At 72.3% G+C, this 18,076-nt stretch carries 19 protein-coding genes; 4 read left to right on the top strand and 15 right to left on the bottom strand.

Annotated elements, in window-relative coordinates:
• Window positions 1–76: 76 nt before the first annotated feature.
• The 9 genes from ACN27F_RS31925 to ACN27F_RS31885 all read right to left on the bottom strand — a co-directional run bounded on the left by ACN27F_RS31925 (window position 77) and on the right by ACN27F_RS31885 (window position 10,077).
• Window positions 77–1,579, bottom strand: coding sequence for a CoA-acylating methylmalonate-semialdehyde dehydrogenase (locus ACN27F_RS31925; RefSeq protein WP_421439176.1), 1,503 nt, complete (start codon window positions 1,577–1,579; stop codon window positions 77–79).
• Window positions 1,576–2,901, bottom strand: a complete 1,326-nt coding sequence (locus ACN27F_RS31920) for an aspartate aminotransferase family protein (protein WP_421439175.1) — start codon at window positions 2,899–2,901, stop codon at window positions 1,576–1,578. The genes ACN27F_RS31925 and ACN27F_RS31920 overlap by 4 nt, the downstream gene beginning before the upstream one ends.
• Before the next feature lie 152 nt (window positions 2,902–3,053).
• Window positions 3,054–3,347 (bottom strand): hypothetical protein, encoded by a 294-nt coding sequence (locus tag ACN27F_RS31915; RefSeq protein ID WP_421439174.1) that lies wholly within the window; start codon window positions 3,345–3,347, stop codon window positions 3,054–3,056.
• Between the two features lie 6 nt (window positions 3,348–3,353).
• Window positions 3,354–4,082 (bottom strand): transaldolase family protein, encoded by a 729-nt coding sequence (locus ACN27F_RS31910; RefSeq protein ID WP_421439173.1) that lies wholly within the window; start codon window positions 4,080–4,082, stop codon window positions 3,354–3,356.
• Window positions 4,079–5,599: a xylulokinase gene (gene xylB, locus ACN27F_RS31905; protein WP_421439172.1), complete on the bottom strand. Its 1,521-nt coding sequence runs from the start codon at window positions 5,597–5,599 to the stop codon at window positions 4,079–4,081. Before xylB ends, ACN27F_RS31910 begins: the two co-directional genes overlap by 4 nt.
• Window position 5,600: 1 nt before the next feature.
• Window positions 5,601–6,320 (bottom strand): SIS domain-containing protein, encoded by a 720-nt coding sequence (locus tag ACN27F_RS31900; protein WP_421439171.1) that lies wholly within the window; start codon window positions 6,318–6,320, stop codon window positions 5,601–5,603.
• Between the two features lie 32 nt (window positions 6,321–6,352).
• Window positions 6,353–7,942, bottom strand: coding sequence for a sugar ABC transporter ATP-binding protein (locus tag ACN27F_RS31895; RefSeq protein WP_421439170.1), 1,590 nt, complete (start codon window positions 7,940–7,942; stop codon window positions 6,353–6,355).
• A gap of 1 nt (window position 7,943) precedes the next feature.
• The gene (locus ACN27F_RS31890) at window positions 7,944–8,936 is read right to left on the bottom strand and encodes a substrate-binding domain-containing protein (RefSeq protein WP_421439169.1); all 993 of its coding nucleotides are present in this window, start codon (window positions 8,934–8,936) and stop codon (window positions 7,944–7,946) included.
• 91 nt (window positions 8,937–9,027) lie between these two features.
• Complete coding sequence (locus tag ACN27F_RS31885; protein ID WP_421439168.1) at window positions 9,028–10,077, bottom strand: ABC transporter permease; 1,050 nt, start codon at window positions 10,075–10,077, stop codon at window positions 9,028–9,030.
• Window positions 10,078–10,200: 123 nt separating this feature from the next.
• On the opposite strand from ACN27F_RS31885, the gene ACN27F_RS31880 reads away from it, so the two are divergent.
• Together ACN27F_RS31880 and ACN27F_RS31875 are read left to right on the top strand one after the other, a co-directional pair.
• The gene (locus ACN27F_RS31880) at window positions 10,201–11,214 is read left to right on the top strand and encodes a sugar-binding transcriptional regulator (RefSeq protein WP_421439167.1); all 1,014 of its coding nucleotides are present in this window, start codon (window positions 10,201–10,203) and stop codon (window positions 11,212–11,214) included.
• Window positions 11,211–11,870 carry a hypothetical protein gene (locus ACN27F_RS31875; protein ID WP_421439166.1) on the top strand — a complete coding sequence of 220 codons (660 nt, stop codon included), beginning with the start codon at window positions 11,211–11,213 and terminating at the stop codon, window positions 11,868–11,870. Before ACN27F_RS31880 ends, ACN27F_RS31875 begins: the two co-directional genes overlap by 4 nt.
• Before the next feature lie 6 nt (window positions 11,871–11,876).
• Here the strand turns inward: ACN27F_RS31875 and ACN27F_RS31870 are convergent, their stop codons facing one another.
• The 5 genes from ACN27F_RS31870 to ACN27F_RS31850 form a co-directional block, all read right to left on the bottom strand.
• Complete coding sequence (locus tag ACN27F_RS31870) at window positions 11,877–12,509, bottom strand: ABC transporter permease subunit (RefSeq protein ID WP_421439165.1); 633 nt, start codon at window positions 12,507–12,509, stop codon at window positions 11,877–11,879.
• Window positions 12,506–13,399, bottom strand: a complete 894-nt coding sequence (locus tag ACN27F_RS31865) for an ABC transporter ATP-binding protein (protein ID WP_421439164.1) — start codon at window positions 13,397–13,399, stop codon at window positions 12,506–12,508. The genes ACN27F_RS31870 and ACN27F_RS31865 overlap by 4 nt, the downstream gene beginning before the upstream one ends.
• Complete coding sequence (locus ACN27F_RS31860; RefSeq protein ID WP_421439163.1) at window positions 13,396–13,812, bottom strand: GntR family transcriptional regulator; 417 nt, start codon at window positions 13,810–13,812, stop codon at window positions 13,396–13,398. Before ACN27F_RS31860 ends, ACN27F_RS31865 begins: the two co-directional genes overlap by 4 nt.
• Window positions 13,813–13,921: 109 nt before the next feature.
• Entirely contained in the window at window positions 13,922–14,248 is a 327-nt protein-coding gene (locus ACN27F_RS31855) for a nuclear transport factor 2 family protein (RefSeq protein WP_421439162.1), read from the bottom strand.
• Complete coding sequence (locus tag ACN27F_RS31850) at window positions 14,238–14,597, bottom strand: SDR family NAD(P)-dependent oxidoreductase (protein WP_421439160.1); 360 nt, start codon at window positions 14,595–14,597, stop codon at window positions 14,238–14,240. Before ACN27F_RS31850 ends, ACN27F_RS31855 begins: the two co-directional genes overlap by 11 nt.
• A 111-nt stretch (window positions 14,598–14,708) precedes the next feature.
• On the opposite strand from ACN27F_RS31850, the gene ACN27F_RS31845 reads away from it, so the two are divergent.
• Window positions 14,709–15,209 (top strand): winged helix-turn-helix transcriptional regulator, encoded by a 501-nt coding sequence (locus ACN27F_RS31845; RefSeq protein WP_421439159.1) that lies wholly within the window; start codon window positions 14,709–14,711, stop codon window positions 15,207–15,209.
• On the opposite strand, the gene murD is transcribed toward ACN27F_RS31845, so the two are convergent.
• A complete protein-coding gene (murD, locus tag ACN27F_RS31840; protein WP_421439158.1) occupies window positions 15,206–16,567 on the bottom strand; it encodes a UDP-N-acetylmuramoyl-L-alanine--D-glutamate ligase in 1,362 nt (453 codons plus the stop codon). The two genes, ACN27F_RS31845 and murD, sit on opposite strands and share 4 nt — an antisense overlap.
• A gap of 99 nt (window positions 16,568–16,666) precedes the next feature.
• Between murD and ACN27F_RS31835 the strand changes: the two genes are divergently transcribed.
• Entirely contained in the window at window positions 16,667–18,022 is a 1,356-nt protein-coding gene (locus ACN27F_RS31835; RefSeq protein ID WP_421439157.1) for a hypothetical protein, read from the top strand.
• Window positions 18,023–18,076 lie beyond the last annotated feature (54 nt).

Below are 18,076 nucleotides of genomic sequence, written 5' to 3'. Positions count from 1 at the left end.
GCCTCTCGCACCGGCTCCTGTGTGCAGCCCGCATGCTATCGGCGATCGTCAACCATCGGCGGTACCGGCGCGTCGGTCAGGTCTGGGTCGGGAAGCCGAGGTTGACCCCGCCGTGGCGGGGGTCGAGCCAGCGGCTGGTCACCACCTTGCCCCGGGTGAAGAAGTGCACCCCGTCGCGGCCGTGGGCGTGGCTGTCGCCGAACAGTGACGCCTTCCAGCCGCCGAACGAGTAGTACGCCATCGGCACCGGGATCGGCACGTTGATGCCGACCATGCCGACCTCCACCTCGTGCTGGAAGCGCCGCGCCGCGCCGCCGTCGTTGGTGAAGATCGCCGTGCCGTTGCCGTACGGGTTGGCGTTGACCAGGTCGAGCGCGGCGTCGTACGAGTCGACCCGCAGCACCGACAGCACCGGGCCGAAGATCTCGTCGGTGTAGACCGACATCTGCGGCGTCACCTGGTCCAGCAGGGTCGGGCCGAGCCAGAAGCCGCCGTCGGCCCCGTCGGCGGACACGCCCCGGCCGTCGACGACGATCTTCGCACCGTCGGCGGCACCGTCGACCACGTACCCGGCCACCCGGTCGCGGTGCGCGGCGGTGATCAGCGGACCCATGTCGCAGCCGGGCCGGCGGCCGTCACCGGTACGGATCTTGCCGAGCCGTTCGACGATCCGGGCGACCAGGTCGTCGCCGACCGGTTCCACCGCCACCAGGGCGGAGATCGCCATGCACCGCTCCCCCGCCGAGCCGAACCCGGCGTTGACCGCCGCGTCGGCGGCCAGGTCGAGGTCGGCGTCGGGCAGCACCACCATGTGGTTCTTCGCCCCGCCGAGCGCCTGGACCCGTTTGCCGGCCGCGGTGCCCTGCTGGTAGACGTGCCGGGCAACCGGGGTCGAACCGACGAACGACACCGCCCGTACGATCGGGTGGTCCAACAGCGCGTCGACGGCCTCGCGGTCGCCGTGCACCACGTTGCACACTCCCGGCGGCAGGCCGGCCTCGGTGAACCATTCGGCCAGCAGCACCGCCGCCGACGGGTCCTTCTCGGACGGTTTGACCACGACCGCGTTGCCGCAGGCGACGGCGATCGGCACGAACCACAGCGGCACCATCGCCGGGAAGTTGAACGGCGAGATCACCGCGACCACGCCGAGCGGCTGGCGCAGGCTGTACGAGTCGACCTCGGTGGAGACGTTCTCGCTGAAGCTGCCGGCCAGCAGCGCGGGGATGCCGCAGGCGTACTCGACGACCTCCAGGCCGCGTTGCACCTCGCCGGCGGCGTCGGTGAGGACCTTGCCGTGCTCGGCGGTGATCACGGCGGCGAGTTCGTCGCGCCGGGCGTTGATGATCTCCCGGAAGGTGAACAGCACGCTGGCGCGCCGCGACAGCGACACGTCCCGCCAGTCGCGGGCGGCCCGCGCCGCGACCTGCACGACCGCGTCGACCTGCACGGCCGAGGCGAACCCGACGGTGGCGGCGACCTCGCCGGTCGCCGGGTCGAAGACCGCACCGTGCCGAGCGCCGCCGCCGGCTTCCACAGTGGTACGGGCACCGTCGACGAAGTGCGGGATCCACCTCATGCCGTCACTCCTTCCACGGTGGCCGACACCGACGCCGACACCGAGGCGATCGCGTCGACCAGGATCGCCAGGCCTTCGCGGGCCTCGTCGTCGGTGAGGGTCAACGGTGGTCCCATCCGAAGCACGTTGCCGTACAGACCGCCCTTGCCGACCAGCAGCCCGCCGGCACGGCACGCCTCGAACACGGCGGCGGTCGCGGCCGGGTCGGGCTCGCTGGTGCCGGGTCGGACGATCTCGATGGCCAGCATCAGGCCCTTGCCGCGCACCTCACCGACGATCGGGTGCCGCGCCGCCGCCTCGTCCAGGCCGGTGTGCAGCAGCGCGCCGGTGCGGGCGGCGTTGGCCTGCAGGTCGTGGTCGCGCAGATAGTCGAGTACGGCGACCCCGGCCGCCGTACTGACCGGGTTGCCGCCGAAGGTGGAGAACGAGATCGCCGGTACGCAGTTGAGGACGTCGGCCCGGCCGACCACCCCGGCCAGGGCGAAGCCGTTGCCGATGCCCTTGGCGAAGGTGAGCAGGTCCGGCACGACGCCGTGCGCCTGGTAGCCCCAGAAGTGTTCGCCGGTGCGCCCCCAGCCGGTCTGCACCTCGTCGGAGATCAGCAGGATGCCGGACTCGTCGAGCACCTTCTTCCAGGTGCCGAGCAGCCCGTCGGGGCCGTGTACGAAGCCGCCGACGCCCTGGATCGGCTCGGCGATCAGGCAGGCCACGTCACCCGCGGTCTGGGTGGCGAGGATCTCGCGCAGGTCCTCCTCGGCGGCGTCGAGCTGCTCGTCCGGGCCGAGCCGGGCCAGCAGCCCGCGCAGCCGCTCCCCCGAGTGCAGCCAGCTCACCTGCAGCGGGTTGAGGGCGCTCGCCGACCAGCTGCGGTGCCCGGTGATGCCCATGGTGGCGTACGACCGGCCGTGGTAGCTGTTGCGCACGGCGAGGATCTGGTGTGACCGGCGGTAGTTGGTGGCGGCCAGCAGCGCCGCCTCGTTGGCTTCGGTGCCGGAGTTGGTGAAGAAGACCCGGGCGTCGGCGATGCCGGACACGGCGACGATGCGTTCGGCCAGTTCGACCTGGTTGCGGATCAGGTACAGCGTCGAGGTGTGCACCACGCCGGTGGCGAGTTGGCGCTGCACCGCCTCGCGGATCTCCGGGATGTCGTAGCCGAGCATGTTGGTCAGCACCCCGCCGAAGAAGTCGAGGTACGTGCGGCCGGTGGCGTCGGTGACCCGCCGGCCGGAGCCGGAGACGATCTCCACGGGCTCCTGGTAGTAGATCGGCATCCAGTCGGGCATTACCGCCCGGTGCCGGGCCAGCAGGTCGTCGGTGCTCATCTGCGCACACCACCCTCCCGGGGTCGTCGATCTGTGCACCTTCCCACCGCAGCCGGTGGCCGGCAACTGGCAGCGTGTAGGGCAACCCGGCGCCAGGGCTGACACAGCGTCGACGGCGACGCGGCCGACTTTCGTCGCTTATGGCCGGCCCGTCACGGCTGGTCGCCGACGGCCGGCTGCTCGGCTGCGGCCGGCTCCTGGGCACCAGCCGGCTCGTGGGCAGTAGCTGGCTCCTCTGCGGCGGCCGGCGGCTGCTCTTCGCTCGCGCGGTTCGGCGACGAGCGCACCCAGAGCCACACGCCGGTCAGTCCGCTCGCCGCCGCGACGATGGCGACTGCCACCGCCACCGGCCACGGGATGTCGGTGAATGGGTCGATCCGCTGCATCACCAGCCCGGCGAATGCGACGAGCAGCAGCAGACAGGCCAGGATCCGATCACGATTCATGCCGTCCTATATAGCACCTGGCGCGAAGTTCAGCCCGTCCGGCCCGGCCCGGCCCAACCCGCTACCCGTATCCGGCCGGCTGAGACCCGCCCCGCCGCGCGCCGCGGCCGCCAGGAACTTCCTCACCGCCCCGTCGGTGAGCTCGTCGTGCAGCAGCTCGTCGGCCAGCGCCGGACCGACGGTGAACGACGGCACCCCGGCCGCCGCCAACCGCACCAGGTCGTCGACCGACTTGATGCTCGCCACCAGCGTCTGCGTCCCGCTGCCGGCGAGGATCTGGTGCATCGTCCGGATCTGCGCCGGCCCGTCGCGGCCGGCGGCGCTCATCCGGCCCAGGTACGGCGCGATGAACCGGGCCCCCGCCGCACCGGCCAGCACCGCCTGCGCGGCGTGGTAGACGGCGGTGACCAGCACCGGCACCTGCCGATCGGCGAGCCGGCGGGTGGCGGTCAGCCCGGCCCGGGTGGCCGGCACCTTCACCACCACCCGGTCGCTGAGCTCGCGCAGCCGCAGCCCTTCGACGACGATGCCGTCCGGGTCTTCGGCGAGGGTCTGCGCGAACACGGTGCCGGCGCCGGCGGCGATCGCCCAGTCGTGCAGGGCGGGCAGGTCGGCCTGGCCGAGCCCGGCCCGCTGCAGCAGCAGCGGATTGGTCGTCACCCCGGCGAACAGTCCGGTGGCGAGTAGCGGGGCGAGGGCGGCCCGGTCGGCGGAATCGAGATACAGCACGGTCACGCGAGGTCCTCAGGAGAGTTTTCGGCGGGTGGGGCGACGGAGTCGAGGCCGTCCCAGTCGGCCAGCCGCGCGTACCGGTCGCGGACGTCCGGCCGGGCAGGGGTCCGTGGCTCGGTGACGGTCAGCGTGGCCGGTCGCCAGGCGTCGCGGACCTGGCGTACGTCGGCACCGGCCAGCACCGCCGACGCCTGCAGGCAAGCGCCCCGGGCGGTCGCCTCCGGCGCGTCGCAGGTGCGCACCGGCGTCTGCAGCAGGTCGGCGAGGACCTGCCGGTACGCCGCCGACCGGGCGGCACCGCCGGTGACCAGCACGTCGCCGTCGGCCGGCGCACCGGCCCGGCGCAGCCGCTCGTGCCCGCGTACCAGGGCCAGCAGCACGCCCTCGACGGCGGCCAACGCCAGGTCCTCGCGGGTGGTGGCGGTGGTCAGCCCGGCGAGCGTGCCGCGCGCCCGGGGCCGGTCCGGGGAGCGTTCGCCGTCGAGGAACGCGGCGAGCACCGGCCGGTCCGGGCCCGCCGGCGCGGCCAGGGCGAGCCGGGCCAGTTCGTCGTGGTCGACGCCGAGCAGCCGGGCGAAGGTGTCGGTCACCTTGGCGCAGTTGAGCACCGACACCAGCGGCAGGTAGCCGCCGGCCGCGTCGGCGACACCGTTGACCCAGCCGCTGGCGTCGTGCACCGGGTCGTCGGTGGTGGTCAGCACCACTCCGGAGGTGCCGAGGCTGTAGACCACTTCGCCGCCGCGGATGCCCAGGCCGAGAGCGCCGGCGTGCTGGTCACCGGCACCCGGCCCGACGACCACGTCCGGCCGCAGCCCGAGCTCGCGCGCCACGTTCGGCATCAGGGTGCCGGCCGGTTCGGCGGGGCCGAGCACGGTGGGCAGCATGGTGGCCCAGTCGAGGTCCGCATCGACGAACAGGTCCAGCAGGTCGGTCCGCCACCGCTGCTCGTGCGCGGCGTAGTAGGCGGTGCCGGCGGCCTCCGACCGGTCGGTCACCGCTCGGCCGGTGAGCCGGTAGGTCAGGTAGTCGTGCGGCAGCAGTACGGTGGCCAGTCGGCGTAGCAGCTGCGGTTCGTGCTCGGCGACCCAGGCCAGTTTGGTGATGGTGAACGCGGCCGTCGGCACCGAGCCCACCGCTTCGGCCCAGCCGGCCGCGCCCAGCTTGGCCACCAGCGCCGTCGCCTGCGGCGCCGAGGTGGTGTCGTTCCATAGTTTGACGTCGCGCAGCACCTGCCCGGCGGCGTCGAGCATGACCAGTCCGTGGCACTGCCCGGCCACGCTGATCGCGCCGATCGACTCCGGCGCCACTGCGGTGCCGCGCGCCGCCGTGGCGGCGAGCGCGGCGGGCAGCGCCGTGCTGAACGCCGTCCACCAGGTGGTCGCCGGTTGCTCGGACACCGGCGGGTAGGTGGGCGGGTGCGGGGCCCGGCCGCTGCCCAGCAGCGTGCCGTCGGCGGCATCGCGCAGTTCGACGGTGCACGACTGGGTGGAGCTGTCCACCCCGGCGACGACGACCGGCATGTCAGCTCCCTGCGACGTCGGCGTCATCGCTGGCGTCATCGCTGGCGTCATCGCTGGCGTCATCGCTGGCGTCATCGCTGGCGTCATCGCTGGCGACGAGGCCGGGCAGGGCGGCCGGCAGTTCGGTGATCTTGCCGACCGCGCCGGCCGGATGGGTCTCCAGCACCTGGTCCCAGCCGTAGCCACGGCGGCGCATCAGCACGTACGCCAGGGCGTCACCCCATACCGACACCGCCAGGGTGCTGCCCATCGCGATCACCCCGCCCGGGTCGACCCGCTCGTCGTCGGCCAGCACCACGGCCAGGTCGGCGAGCCGGCCCAGGGTGGACTCCGGCGCGGAGGTCAGTACGACGATCGGCACGTCGCGGCGGCGTACCCGCTCGGCCAGGTCGCTCAGCTCGGCGGTCTCGCCGCCGTGCGAGATCGCGATCAGTACGTCGCCGGCGACGATCGCCCCCATCGAGCCGTGCAGGGCGTCCATCGGCGACATGTACAGCGCCGGAGTGCCGCAGACCGACAGCAGGTGGGCCATCCGGCGGGCCACCGAACCCGAGGTGCCCGATCCGGAGACAAACACCTTGCCGGTGCAGTCGGCCAGCAGATCCACCGCGCGCAGGAACGTCTCACCGAGCTGGTCGGCGACGGCGAGCACCCCCGCCGCCTCCCGCCGGATGGCGGCCTGGCCGGCCAGCAGCGCCTCAACCGGTGCGTCGACTGTCATCGTCGTCCTCATCTTCTCGTTCTGGCGATTCATCAGGCGGCCTCCCACGCCGCCTGGCGCAGTGCCCGTGGTGTGAGATCCCGGGCCGGCAGCAGTTCGCCGGTGGACCGGCCGTGGACGATCACCGCCACGTCGTCGGCGATCTCGCAGATCTCGTCCTCCTCGCTGGACACCACGACCACGGTGAGCCCGTCACGGTGCGCGAGGTCGCGCACCATGCGGTGGATCTCCGCCTTGACGCCCAGGTCGACGCCCTTGGTGGGCTCGTCGAGCAGCAGCACCTGCGGGCGTTGCGCCAGCGCGCGGGCGAGCAACACCTTCTGCTGGTTGCCGCCGGACAGCCGCACCACCGGCGCGGACCGGTCCCCCCGTACGTGCAGCTTCTCCAGCAGGGCGGTGGCGTCGCGGCGCATCCGCTGGTGGTCGAGCAGCCCGAACCGGCGGTAGCGGGACAGCACCGGCAGGGCGACGTTCATCACCGAGTCGAGCTCCGGAACGATCCCGTCGCTCTTGCGTTCCTCGGTCACGTACACCACGCCGGCCCGCTGCGCCGCTCCCGGGCCGCGCGGCCGGTAGCGCCGCCCGTGCAGGGTGATGGTGCCGGCCCGGATTGGGTCCAGCCCGACCAGGGTGCGCAGCAGTTCGGTACGTCCGGATCCGACCAGGCCGTAGATGCCGAGCACCCGGCCCCTGCCGGCCCGCAGGGTCACACCGTCGAGCACCGGGGTCCGCAGGTCGCGTACCGCGATCGCGATGTCGTCGTCATGCGCCCCGTCCCGTGGCTGGCGTCCCGGCCCGGGCCGAGCAGGCCCAGACGCGGGCCCGGACCGGGACGCCGGTGTCGGCCGGCCGGCGCCGGTGTCGCCACCGGCTTCCGTACCGGCGATGGCCTGCACCACCTCGTCACGCGGGATCTCGTCCACCGCGCCGTCGATGCGGACCCGGCCGTCGACCAGGGCGACCACCCGGTTGGCGACGGCGTACAGCTCCTCCAGCTTGTGGTCGACGAGCAGCACCCCGACCCGCTGGTCGCGGACCAGGTTGCGGACCGTGTCGAGGAACTTCTCGACCTGCCCGCCTTCCAGGCTGGTGGTCGGCTCGTCGAGCAGCAAATAGCTGACGTCGCGGTGGATCGCGATGGCGATCTCCAACAGCTGCCGGGTGGCGACCGGGTAGTCGCCGAGCCGACGGTCCACGTCGACCGCCAGCCCGAACCGGTCGACCAGGTCCCGGGCCTCCTGGCGCATGGCCGCGCGCCGCAGCAGCCCGGCCGTCGCCCGTTCGTCGCCGAGGAACGCGTTCTGCGTGACGGTGAGGTTGGGCAGCAGGGAGAGCTCCTGGTAGACGGCGGCCACCCCGGCCCGGCGGGCGTCGGCCGGGGAGCCGAAGTGCTGCACCCGCCCGTCGACCCGGACGGCGCCGCCGTCCGGGCGGATCGCCCCGGCGATGGTGCGCAGCAGCGTCGATTTCCCGGCGCCGTTGTGCCCGACCAGCCCGACCACGTCACCGGGCCGTACGGCGACGGTGACCCCGTGCAGCACGGGCACGTTGGCGAATCGCTTGACGATGCCCCGTGCCTCGATGCCTGGTGCCGGGGTCACCGCCGTCGTCGGCGTGGTCATCTCAGCCGACCTCGCCCGGTGCCGGGGTCTCGCCGGTGGTGAACATCTTCAGCGGACGCAGGATCTCCGCCTCCGGGGTGCCGCCGTCGACCCAGTCACGGACCTGCTGCACGACGCGGCGGCCGTAGTCCTCGGGTTCCTGGGCGACGCAGGCGGCGTACTGCTCGGTCAGCGGTTCCTCGGCGGCGCAGAAGCCGTACACCGTGACCTCCTTGCCCTGCACGGCCTGCAGCGCGCCGTACGCGGCCGGACCGGTGTTGGCGTAGATCACGTCGAGGTCCGGGTTGCCGGAGAGCATCTCGGTGGCGGCCTTGAGGCTGTCGTCGGGCTTGACGTTGCCGTCGACCTTCGCCACGACCTCGGCGTTGGGGTCGGCCGCGATCGCTTCCTCGAAGCCCTCGTCGCGCAGCAGGGTCGGCACCTCGTCGGGCTCGGTGACGAAGCCGATCGTCAGCTCGGCGTCCGCGCCGAAGTCCGCCAGGACCTGCTCGGCGATCTGGGTGCCACCGGCGACGTTGTCGGCGCCGAGGTACTGGACGACGCTCGCGCCCTGGTCGGTGAGGGCTTCGTCGGAGACGGTGACGTTGACGGTGAACACCGGCACCCCGGCGTCGTTGGCGGCCTTGACGATCGCCGCCGCCGGCTCGGACTTCACCGCGTTGAGCGCCAGCGCGCACGGGTCCTTCTGCAGCATGGCCTGGACCTGCGCGAGCTGGGCGGCGTCGTCGTCGTTGGCGACCTGCACCTCGACGTCGAAGCCCTGTGCCTCGCCTTCCTCCTCGAAGCCGCGCTTCATCGCCACGTAGTACGGGTTGGTCAGGTTCGGCAGCGCGACGGCCAGGTACGGGTTCTCCTCGTCGCAGGCGGCCGGACGGGTGTCGCCGTCGGCTTGGTCGGCCGGCTGGCCGGTGCCGGTGTCCACGGCGCCGCCGCAGGCGGACAGCGCCAGAGCGGTGCCGAGGGCACCGACGGACAGCATCATCTTGCGGTGCATGAAACTTTCCTCTCATCGGTGATGGGTGGCCGGTGCGGCGGCGTGGACTCGTCATGCTGGTCGCCGCGCCGGGACGGGTGCGGGTGAGGTCTCAGGTGGTGACGGACCGCGCCGCTGCCGAACGCTTGGCTACCGGCGCGCCACCGCCCGGATCGGGTGCCTCGGGGGCGTTGCCGCGTCGCAGCAGGCCGCGGCGGATCAGTTCGCCCAGCGAGGTGTTCCGCCGATAGGTGTCGAGGGTGACACCGGCCAGGATGATCAGCCCGATGACCAGGGGCTGCCAGTAGCTCTGCACGCCGACGACGTTCATGCCGTTGGACACGGTGGCGATCAGGACCGCGCCGAGCAGGGCACCGGGCATGCTGCCGATGCCGCCGAACAGGCTGACCCCGCCGACGACGGCCGCGGCGATCGAGTAGAACAGTTCGTTGCCGGATCCGGCGCTGGGGTAGCCGACCATCAGTCGGCTGGTGGTGATGAGCCCGCCCATGGCGGCGCAGACGCCGCTGATCGCGTACACGAAGATCGTCACCCGGCCGATCCGCACGCCGGCGAGCCGGCTGGTGGCGGCGTTGCCGCCGACGGCGTAGACGTGCACGCCGGTCGCGGTGAGCCGCAGCAGGGCGGTGAACAGCACAGCGGCGACGGCGACCAGCACGACCGGCATCGGTACGCCGAACAACCCGCCCCGGCCGACGATGGCGAACAGCGGATCCTTGACCGAGACGGAGCTGGCGCCGGTGAGGATGAGCGGGATGCTGGCCGCGACGCCGAAGGTGGCGAAGGTCACGATGAACGGCGGCAGGTGGAGAAAGTGCACGCAGGCGCCGTTGAACACGCCGACCAGCGCGCCGACCGCGATCGCGGCCAGGGCGGCGAGCCACCAGGGAAACCCGTCGCTCATCAGCAGCGCGGCGGTCATCCCGGTCAACGCCACGTTGGAGCCGGTGGACAGGTCGATGCCACCGGTCAGCAGGACGAAGGCCTGGCCCATGGCGAGGAAGGCGATGACGGCACCGTTGAGCAGCAACAGTTGCGCGTTGTCGAATGTCCGAAATGTCGGCGAGAGCACGCTGAAGGCGAGCCCGACCAGCACCACCACAGCCATAATGCCGGCTTCGTCAGGTATGCGCCGTTTCACGGCGGGCCTCCTTGCAAACACTGCGTGGGGTGGATTGGCAATTCTGCTCATACGAGCACTAGACTGCGCTCATACGTGAACACTAGGTCACATGATGAGCGATCGACAAGGGGAAGAAACAAAATGAGCGTTGGCGATGCTCAAACGAGCGCCGAGGATCTGCCGCCCACCGACCGGTGGCTCCTCGTGACGGTCGCCCGTCGCTTCTACCTTGAGGACCGCAGCAAGGTGGAGATCGCGAAGGAGCTGGGCCTGTCCCGTTTCAAGGTAGCCCGGCTGCTGGAACAGGCCCTGGCCACCGGCGTCGTGACCATCACCCTGCACGACAACGGCACTGTCGACCCCACCCTGTCCGCCCGTCTCGCCGAGCACCTCGGGCTACGTGAGGCGCTCGTCGTCGAGGCCGCCGGCGGCGAGGCCGAGGTCCGCAAGCAGGTCGGCCTGACAGCGGCCGACCTGCTCAGCGACAGCATCGGTGCCGGCGAGGTGCTCGGCCTGGCCTGGGGCCGCACACTGAGCGCGATGACCCAGTCCCTGCCGACCCTGCCGCCGGTGTCCGTGGTGCAGCTGACCGGCGCCATCGGCAGCAACCTCGACGAGTCACCGGTGGAGATCGTCCGCAAGGTGGCGGTCAGCTCCGGCGGCTCGGCCCACCCGATCTTCGCCCCGCTGGTCGTCGACGACCCCGTCGCCGCCACGGTGCTGCGCCGCCAACCCGACGTCGCCCGCGCGCTGCGCATGTTCGACGACGTCACCACCGCGGTCGTCTCGGTCGGCTCCTGGGACCCGCCGAACACCCAGCTCATCCCGGCGATCTCCGCCGAGGAGGTGGCCAGCCTGCGGGCCCAGGGCGTCCGCGCCGACATCGCCTCGATCCTGGTGACCGAGGACGGCACGATCGTCACCTCCGACTTCGCCGCCCGCTGCATCTCGGTCACCCCCGAGCAGATGCGGCGCTTCCCCCGGGTCATCGCGGTGGCCGGCGGCGCCGACAAGGCGGGCGCGGTGACCGCGGTGGCCCGCGCCGGGCTGATCACCGGTCTGGTCACCGAGCGGGCGTTGGCCGAGGCGGTGCTCGCCACCGAGGCCGTCACGCCGACCGTGCCGGCCCAGCCGACGAAGGAAGTCCGGGCGTGACCGAGGCAACGGGCGAGCTGCCGACGACGGGAGAGCTCCGGGTGGCCGGCTCGCTCTGGTCGGCCGACCGGGCCCGGGTCGGCGAGGAGGCCGCCCGGCTGGCCGCCGCCGGCCTACGGCACGTGCACTGGGACGTCACCGACGGGGATTTCGCCGTGACCGGCGGGTTCGAGCCGGCGTTGGCCGGTGCGTTGACCGTGTCGACGGGTGTGCTCGCCGAGGCGCACCTGATGGTGCGCCAGCCGCTGCGCCATGTCGACGCCTGGACCGAATTCTGCGATGTCGTGACCGTGCACGTCGAGGCGACCGGCTGGCAGGCCGCCGTCGACCGCATCGTGCGACGGGGCCGTACGCCCGCCGTGGCCGTGTCACCGGGCACCGCGATGTCCACGGTCGACGCTCTGCCGGCGCGGGTCGGCGTACTGGTGATGTGCGTCGAGCCGGGCAACGCCGGCGGCGCCTTTCGGCCCCGCTCGGGCGAGCGGGTACGCGACCAGCGTGGCCGGGCGCTGCTCGGGGTGGACGGCGCGGTCACCGCGACCCGCGCCGCCGAACTGGCCGGCGCCGGCGCCACCTGGGTGGTCAGCGGCACCGACCTGCTGCGCGCCGCCGACCCGGCGGCCTGGCTGACGACCGTCAGGACCGGCGGTGGCTGACGACCGTCAGGACCGACGACGGACGACCAGGTAGGTGACCGCCGTCAGGGCGACCGCGACGGCGAGATAGACGCCCGCTTCGGCGCATTGCAGCGCCCAGTAGTCCAGGTCGACCTGCTCGCGGAGACTGCGCGCACCGCCGAGTTGCACGAAGCCGGTCAACGGCACGGACACCGCCATTGCGATGTGCGTGTGCCGGGTGAGTGCCCCGAGCGCGGCACCGAGGGTGAGTGCGAACAGCACCCGGGCGAGCGGGACGACGCCGTGCGACTCGTAGTGGTACCAACTGCCCGGGTCGCTGGCACCGGCCGGAAGGACCCAGGTGACCAACGCGGTGAGCAGCCCTGCGGCGGCCAAGGTCCCGGCCGCCGCGACCCCGAGTTTGCCGGCCAGCCAGCGTCCACGTGGGACGCTCTGGGTCCAGGCCAGCCGGTGCGTGCCGGTCTCGAAATCGCGGGCGATCAACGGTGCACCCCAGAACATGCACACCGCGACGGTGAGGTATCCGGCGAACAGCTGCGTGATGGTGGCGAACTCGACGTCGACCCGGGCGGCGAACGCCAGTGCGGTGTAGACCGTGAGCAGCCCGGTCGCCGCGACGAACTGGAAACGCTGCTGCCGCCAGGCGAACCAGATCACGCCGCTCCCCCGTCCACCGGCACGAGCGCGGGCGGCGGCAGCGCGGTCGCGTCGGGATTGTGCATGTACGCCAGCACCAGTTCCTCCAGGGTCGGCTTCCGCGAGCTCACGGCCGGTTCCGCGACCATGCCCCGGATCACGGCGGTGCACTGCCGGGCGGTCCTGCTGACATAAACGGCGCCGGTGAGGCGGTCGGCCAGGTCGGCCGGACCGGTCAGCACCCGGTGGGCCCCGGTCAGGTCGTCGAAGTCGCCGCTGACCTGCAACCGGCCCCGAGCGAGCAGGATCAGGTAGTCGCAGGTGTCGGTCAGGTCGGCGAGTACGTGTGACGACAGCACCACGGTCGCGCCGGTCTGCGCGACGGCGGACATCAACGCGGCCAGCACCTCGTGCCGGGCCAGCGGGTCGAGGTCGGCGAGCGGCTCGTCGAGCAGCAGCAGCTCGGCCCGCTTGCCGAGAGCCAGGGCGAGCGCGAGCAGGGTGCGCTGCCCGCCGGAGAGCCGCCGTACCGTTCGGTCGGGCGGCAGGTGGTAGGCGCGAACCCGTTCGGCGGCCAGGTCGCGGTCGAAGCGCGGGTTGGTCGCCGCGCCGAAGCGCAACATCTCGGCGACCGTGAACGAGCCGAACAGCGGCTTGTCCTGGGCGACGAAGGCGACCCGGGCCAGGTCCCGCCCGCCTGGTCCCAGCGGCCGACCGTGCACCCGGACCTGGCCCTGGCTCGGGCGCAGCAGTCCGACGGCCAGGTGCAGCAGGGTGGTCTTGCCGGCCCCGTTGGGTCCTACCAGCGCGGCCACCCGGCCGGCCGGCACGGCGAGGGTGCAGTCACGCAATGCCCAGCTGCGCCCGTAGCGGCGGCCGAGGCCGGTGGTCTCCAGCGCGGTATCCGTCACGCCACACCCCCGGTCCGGCTGGGCGGGGCATCGTCCGCGAAGGCCTCGCCGAGCACGGTGTCGAAGACCGCCCGCAGGTCGTCGCGGTCGAGCCCACTGTCGCGGGCGGCGGCCACCCAGTCGGCCAGCCGGGCACGCACGGCCGGGTCCCGGGCCGGCCGGCGGGCGGCGAGCGAGGCGAGCACGAAGGTGCCGACGCCCGGTCGGGCCTCGACCAGGCCGTCACGCTCCAGTTCCCGGTACGCCTTGTGCACCGTGTTCGGGTTGATCGCCACCTGCTCGACCACCTCCCGGGCGGTGGGCAGCTGGTCGCCGGGACGCAGGCGGCCGAGCCGGATCGCCTGGCGCACCTGATGGACCAGCTGCAGGTACGGGGTGACGCCGGATCGGCGGTCCAACCGGAACTCGATCACTGTTTCACCATTCCACTAGTTGCCTAGTGGAATGCTGCCAGGAGCAGACCCCGGCGTCAACGCGGCGCATCGGTGAGCGCGGTCAGGGCGGCCAGGACAGGCGAAGCGGTCAGGGTCCGATGCGCAGCCGGCGGATCTGTCGCTCGTCGTAGTCGATGAACCGGAAGCGCAGGCCGGCGAACGGACTGCCCGGGAAGTCGCCGCTGATGGTGGCGGTCACTACCATGCCGTCCGGAGTGTCGCGGACCTCGGTGATCTCGTACGAGACCAGCGGCGTGCCGGCCCGCCAGGCGCGGATCGCCGCGATGCCCCGATGTTCGCGCCCTTCGTCCTCGACCACCGCGTCGACGGCGAACAGCCCAAAGTAGGCGTCCCGGTCGGGCAGCGCGGCCAGCTGGAAGTAGCGACGGATGATGTCCGGTGTGTCAGTGGTCACGGTTGACCCTCCATCGTGTAGCGATCAGTGATTCAGACGGGCGCCGCGCTGTTGACCCGCTGACGTGCACGATCGAACCCCGCCCGGCCGCCGTCATCGCTGGCGCCAGCCGACGGTCCAGCCGGACCGCGCCGAGCAGGTTGAGGTTGAGTTCGTCCTGCCAGATTCCCTCGTTCAGCGCCGCGAAGCCGCCTGCCGGGGCACGCGAACCTCCGACGACGTGCACCCAGACCTGGGCCCCGGCTTCGCGCAGCCGGGCGGCGACCGCCGACCCCGTACCCTTCGTTCCGCCGGTGACCAGGGCCCGCCGGCCGTGCAACGAATCCCGGTCGCTCGTCCGGTCCGCCACTGAGGACTCCTCTCGGGCAGCATGATGGCGCCACTGCCCTGGTGGCGTACCATAGCTTCTGAACTAGAAGTGAGTTGCTTCGACTCTAGCACTAACTATCCGGGAGGCGAGATGGCCGGCAAGATCCGCCTGGAGGACCGTGAGTGCCCGTTGTCGGCGGCGCTCGGGGTGGTCGGCGAATGGTGGACCCTGTTGATCTTGCATGACGCGTTCGACGGGTACACGCGGTTCGACCAGTTCCAGGAGAACCTGCGGATCTCGTCGAGCATCCTCACCAGCCGGCTCAAGACGCTCACCGCCAACGGCCTGCTCGAACGCCGCCGCTACCAGTCCCAACCCGACCGCTACGAGTATCTGCTGACCGACCGGGGACGCAGCCTGCGGCCGGTCGTCGTCGCCCTCGCCGCCTGGGGCAACTCCCAGCTGCGTCCGGAGCAGCGGAGCATGATCCTCATCGACCGGGAAACCGGCGCGGAGGTCGAGCCCGTCGTCGTCGACCGGGCCAGCGGACGCCCGCTCGACCCGGAGAACTTCGTCTTCGCGGCAGGTCCGGCCGCGTCCGAGACCATGCGGGCCCGATACGCCGGCGTCACCTCGCGCCCGCCCGGCTAGCCAGTCGGTCCGTCAGCGGTGACCTGGACGCTCTCGCGGATCGCGGCGGCGAACACCTCGGAGCGGTGCTCGAAGTTGCGGAAATGGCCGTAGCTGGGTGCCGCCGGCGACAGCAGCACCACCCCGCCGGCCGGGGTCAGTTCGCGGGCCAACCGCACCGCGGCCGGCAGGTCGTCGGCGCGGGTGGTACGCACGCCGGGCAGGTCGGCGAGGGTGCCGATGATCCGGGGGCCGCTGTCGGGCACCCCGATCACGGTGAGCTCGCGGTCGACCAGGTGATCGCGCAGCGGGGTGTAGTCCAGGCCCCGGTCGGTGCCGCCGACGATGACCGTCAGCGGCCGGTCCGGGTAGGCGTCGATGGCGTGCATCGCCGAGTACGGGCTGGTGGAGATGCTGTCGTCGACGAAGGTGAGCCCGGACGGGTCGGCGATCTCGGCCAGCCGGTGCGGCAGGCCGGCGAACCCGGCGACCGCCTCGGCCAGGATGTCGCGGTCGGCGACGCAGTCCACGCCGAGGACGTCGAGCACGGCGAGCGCGACGCAGAGGTTGCCCTCGTTGTGCCGGCCGACCAGCGGCAGCACCGCTCGGGCGAACAGCGGCTCGGCACGCCGGTACAGGTACGGCCGCCCGTGCGGGCCGGGCGCGACGTGGAAGTTGTCCGGCCGTCCGGCGGCGATCGCGACCTCGTCGAACAGCCGCCGTGCCAGCCGGGGATCCGTACCGTTGTAGATGACCGTTTCCGGACCGTGGGCGATCAGGTTGAGCTTGTCGGCGTAGTAGCGTTCCTCGCTGCCGTGCGAGTCCAGGTGCTCCGGAAACAGCGAGGTCAGCGCGGCGATCCGGGGTGAGTCGGTCAGATCGCTGCACTGGTACGAGGACAGCTCCAGCACGTACAGCTCGGCCTCGGGCATGGCCAGCAGTGGCACCCCGATGTTGCCGCCGAACGCGTTGGGCCGCCCCAGCGCGGTCAACAGGTGGCTGATCAGGCTGGAGGTGGTCGACTTGCCCTTGCTGCCGGTGACCCCGACGGTGCGCGAGGCGTGGTCGGCCATCCACAGCGCGGTGCCGCCGGTGATCGGCACGCCGCGCGCGCGCAACTCGACCACCCACGGATGGGTCTGCGGCACGCCGGGCGAGCGGACCACCACGTCGGCGGCGGCCAGCCGGGCGAAGCCGTCCGCACCGGTGTGCAGCGGTGCCAGGTCGACAGCCCAGTCCGGCGGGGCGGCGATCGCGCTGTCGTCGACGGCGACCAACGAGGCCGGGGAGTGGGCGGCGATCGCGGTCACCGCGGCCCGTCCCTCGCGGCCGGTGCCCCACACCGCGACGGATCGGCCACGCAGGTCAGCCAGGCGCACCGGTCATCTCCTCCAACGGCCAGCATGTCATCGGGCGCCGGATCATGGGCGCGAACCGGGACTAGTATGTCTGGTCGGTGATCGGTGAAGGAGGCATGGGTGACCCGCGACGACCTGTCACGCTGCACCGCGTTCACCTTCCCGTCGCTGGAGTTCGACCCGGCGACCGGGGTGGCCGAGCTGGGCTACGCGCTCACCGGCGACGCCGCTGAGCTGACCTTCGTCGAGCGGATCACCTTCCCGATGCCGGAGGGCGCCACCCCGCCGCCGAGCGGGCCGGGGTCGACGTTCCGCCGGGTCCTGGAGCTGCTGCACCTGGTCGCCGGGGTCAGCTACTACAAGGCGGCGGCCCCGCCGGAGCTGGTGGCGCCGGCGCCGCTGGGGCCCGAGGCGGTCGCGCTGGTCACCGCCGTCTACACCAAGGGCCTGGCCGAGTACGCGTACCGCAACGACCTGCCGCACGTACTCGACCTCGCCCCGCGACTGCCCGACGGCACGCCGCAGCCGCCGGAGCCGGTCGACACCGCCGACCGGCGTCCGCTGTCGGCCGTCGGCGGCGGCAAGGACTCGATCGTCAGCCTGGAGGCGCTGCGCCGGGCCGGTTTCGACCCGGTGCCGTTCTCGGTCAACCCCAATCCGGTCATCGTGGCGGTCAACGCCGCGTCCGGGCTGCCTGCCCTGGCCGCCCGCCGGACGCTGGACCCGCGGCTGTTCGAGCTCAACGCGGCCGGGGCGTACAACGGGCACATCCCGGTCACCGCGATCAACTCGCTGATCGCGGTCGCCACCGCGGTGCTGCACGGCCTCGGTCCGGTGGTGATGTCCAACGAACGCTCGGCCTCGGACCCGAACCTGATTTGGAACGGACACGAGATCAACCACCAGTGGTCCAAGGGCGTCGCGGCCGAAGGGCTGCTGCGCGACGCCCTACGGGGCCACGCCGGGCTGAGCGAGCCGTACTTCTCGCTGCTGCGAACCCTGTCCGAGCTGCACATCGCCAAGCTGTACGCCCGCTCGACCGGCTACGACGCGGTGGTGACCAGCTGCAACGCGGCTTTCAAGCTGCGCGACGCCAGCGAGCGCTGGTGCGGCGACTGTCCGAAGTGCCGGTTCGTGTTCCTGGCGTTCGCCCCGTTCATGACGCGGGAGCGGCTGGTCGGCATCTTCGGCGTCGACCTGCTCGCCGACCCGGCCCAGCTGCCCGGCTACCGCGAGTTGCTCGGCGTCGACGGGCACAAGCCGTTCGAGTGCGTCGGCGAGGTCGAGGAGTCCCTCGTGGCGTTGCGGATGCTCGCCGAGTCGCCGCAGTGGCACGACGCCCCGCTGGTGCGCGAGCTGATGGACGCCGTCCCGGCGCAGGCCTGGCCGGCGGTCGACGCCTCCGACGTGCTGCTGCCCGGCGGGCCGCACTTCGTGCCGTCGGCGTACGCGAAGGTCCTCACCGCGTTGGGCTGAGGCCCGGTCTGCGGCGACACCAGGACGTCCAGCAGGCCCGCAACCAGAACATGA

This window comes from Solwaraspora sp. WMMB335 (assembly GCF_049179075.1).
Lineage (GTDB): Bacteria > Actinomycetota > Actinomycetes > Mycobacteriales > Micromonosporaceae > Micromonospora_E.
Note: the sequence above shows the minus strand (reverse complement) of the source record. Positions and strands in the feature narration are given on the sequence as shown.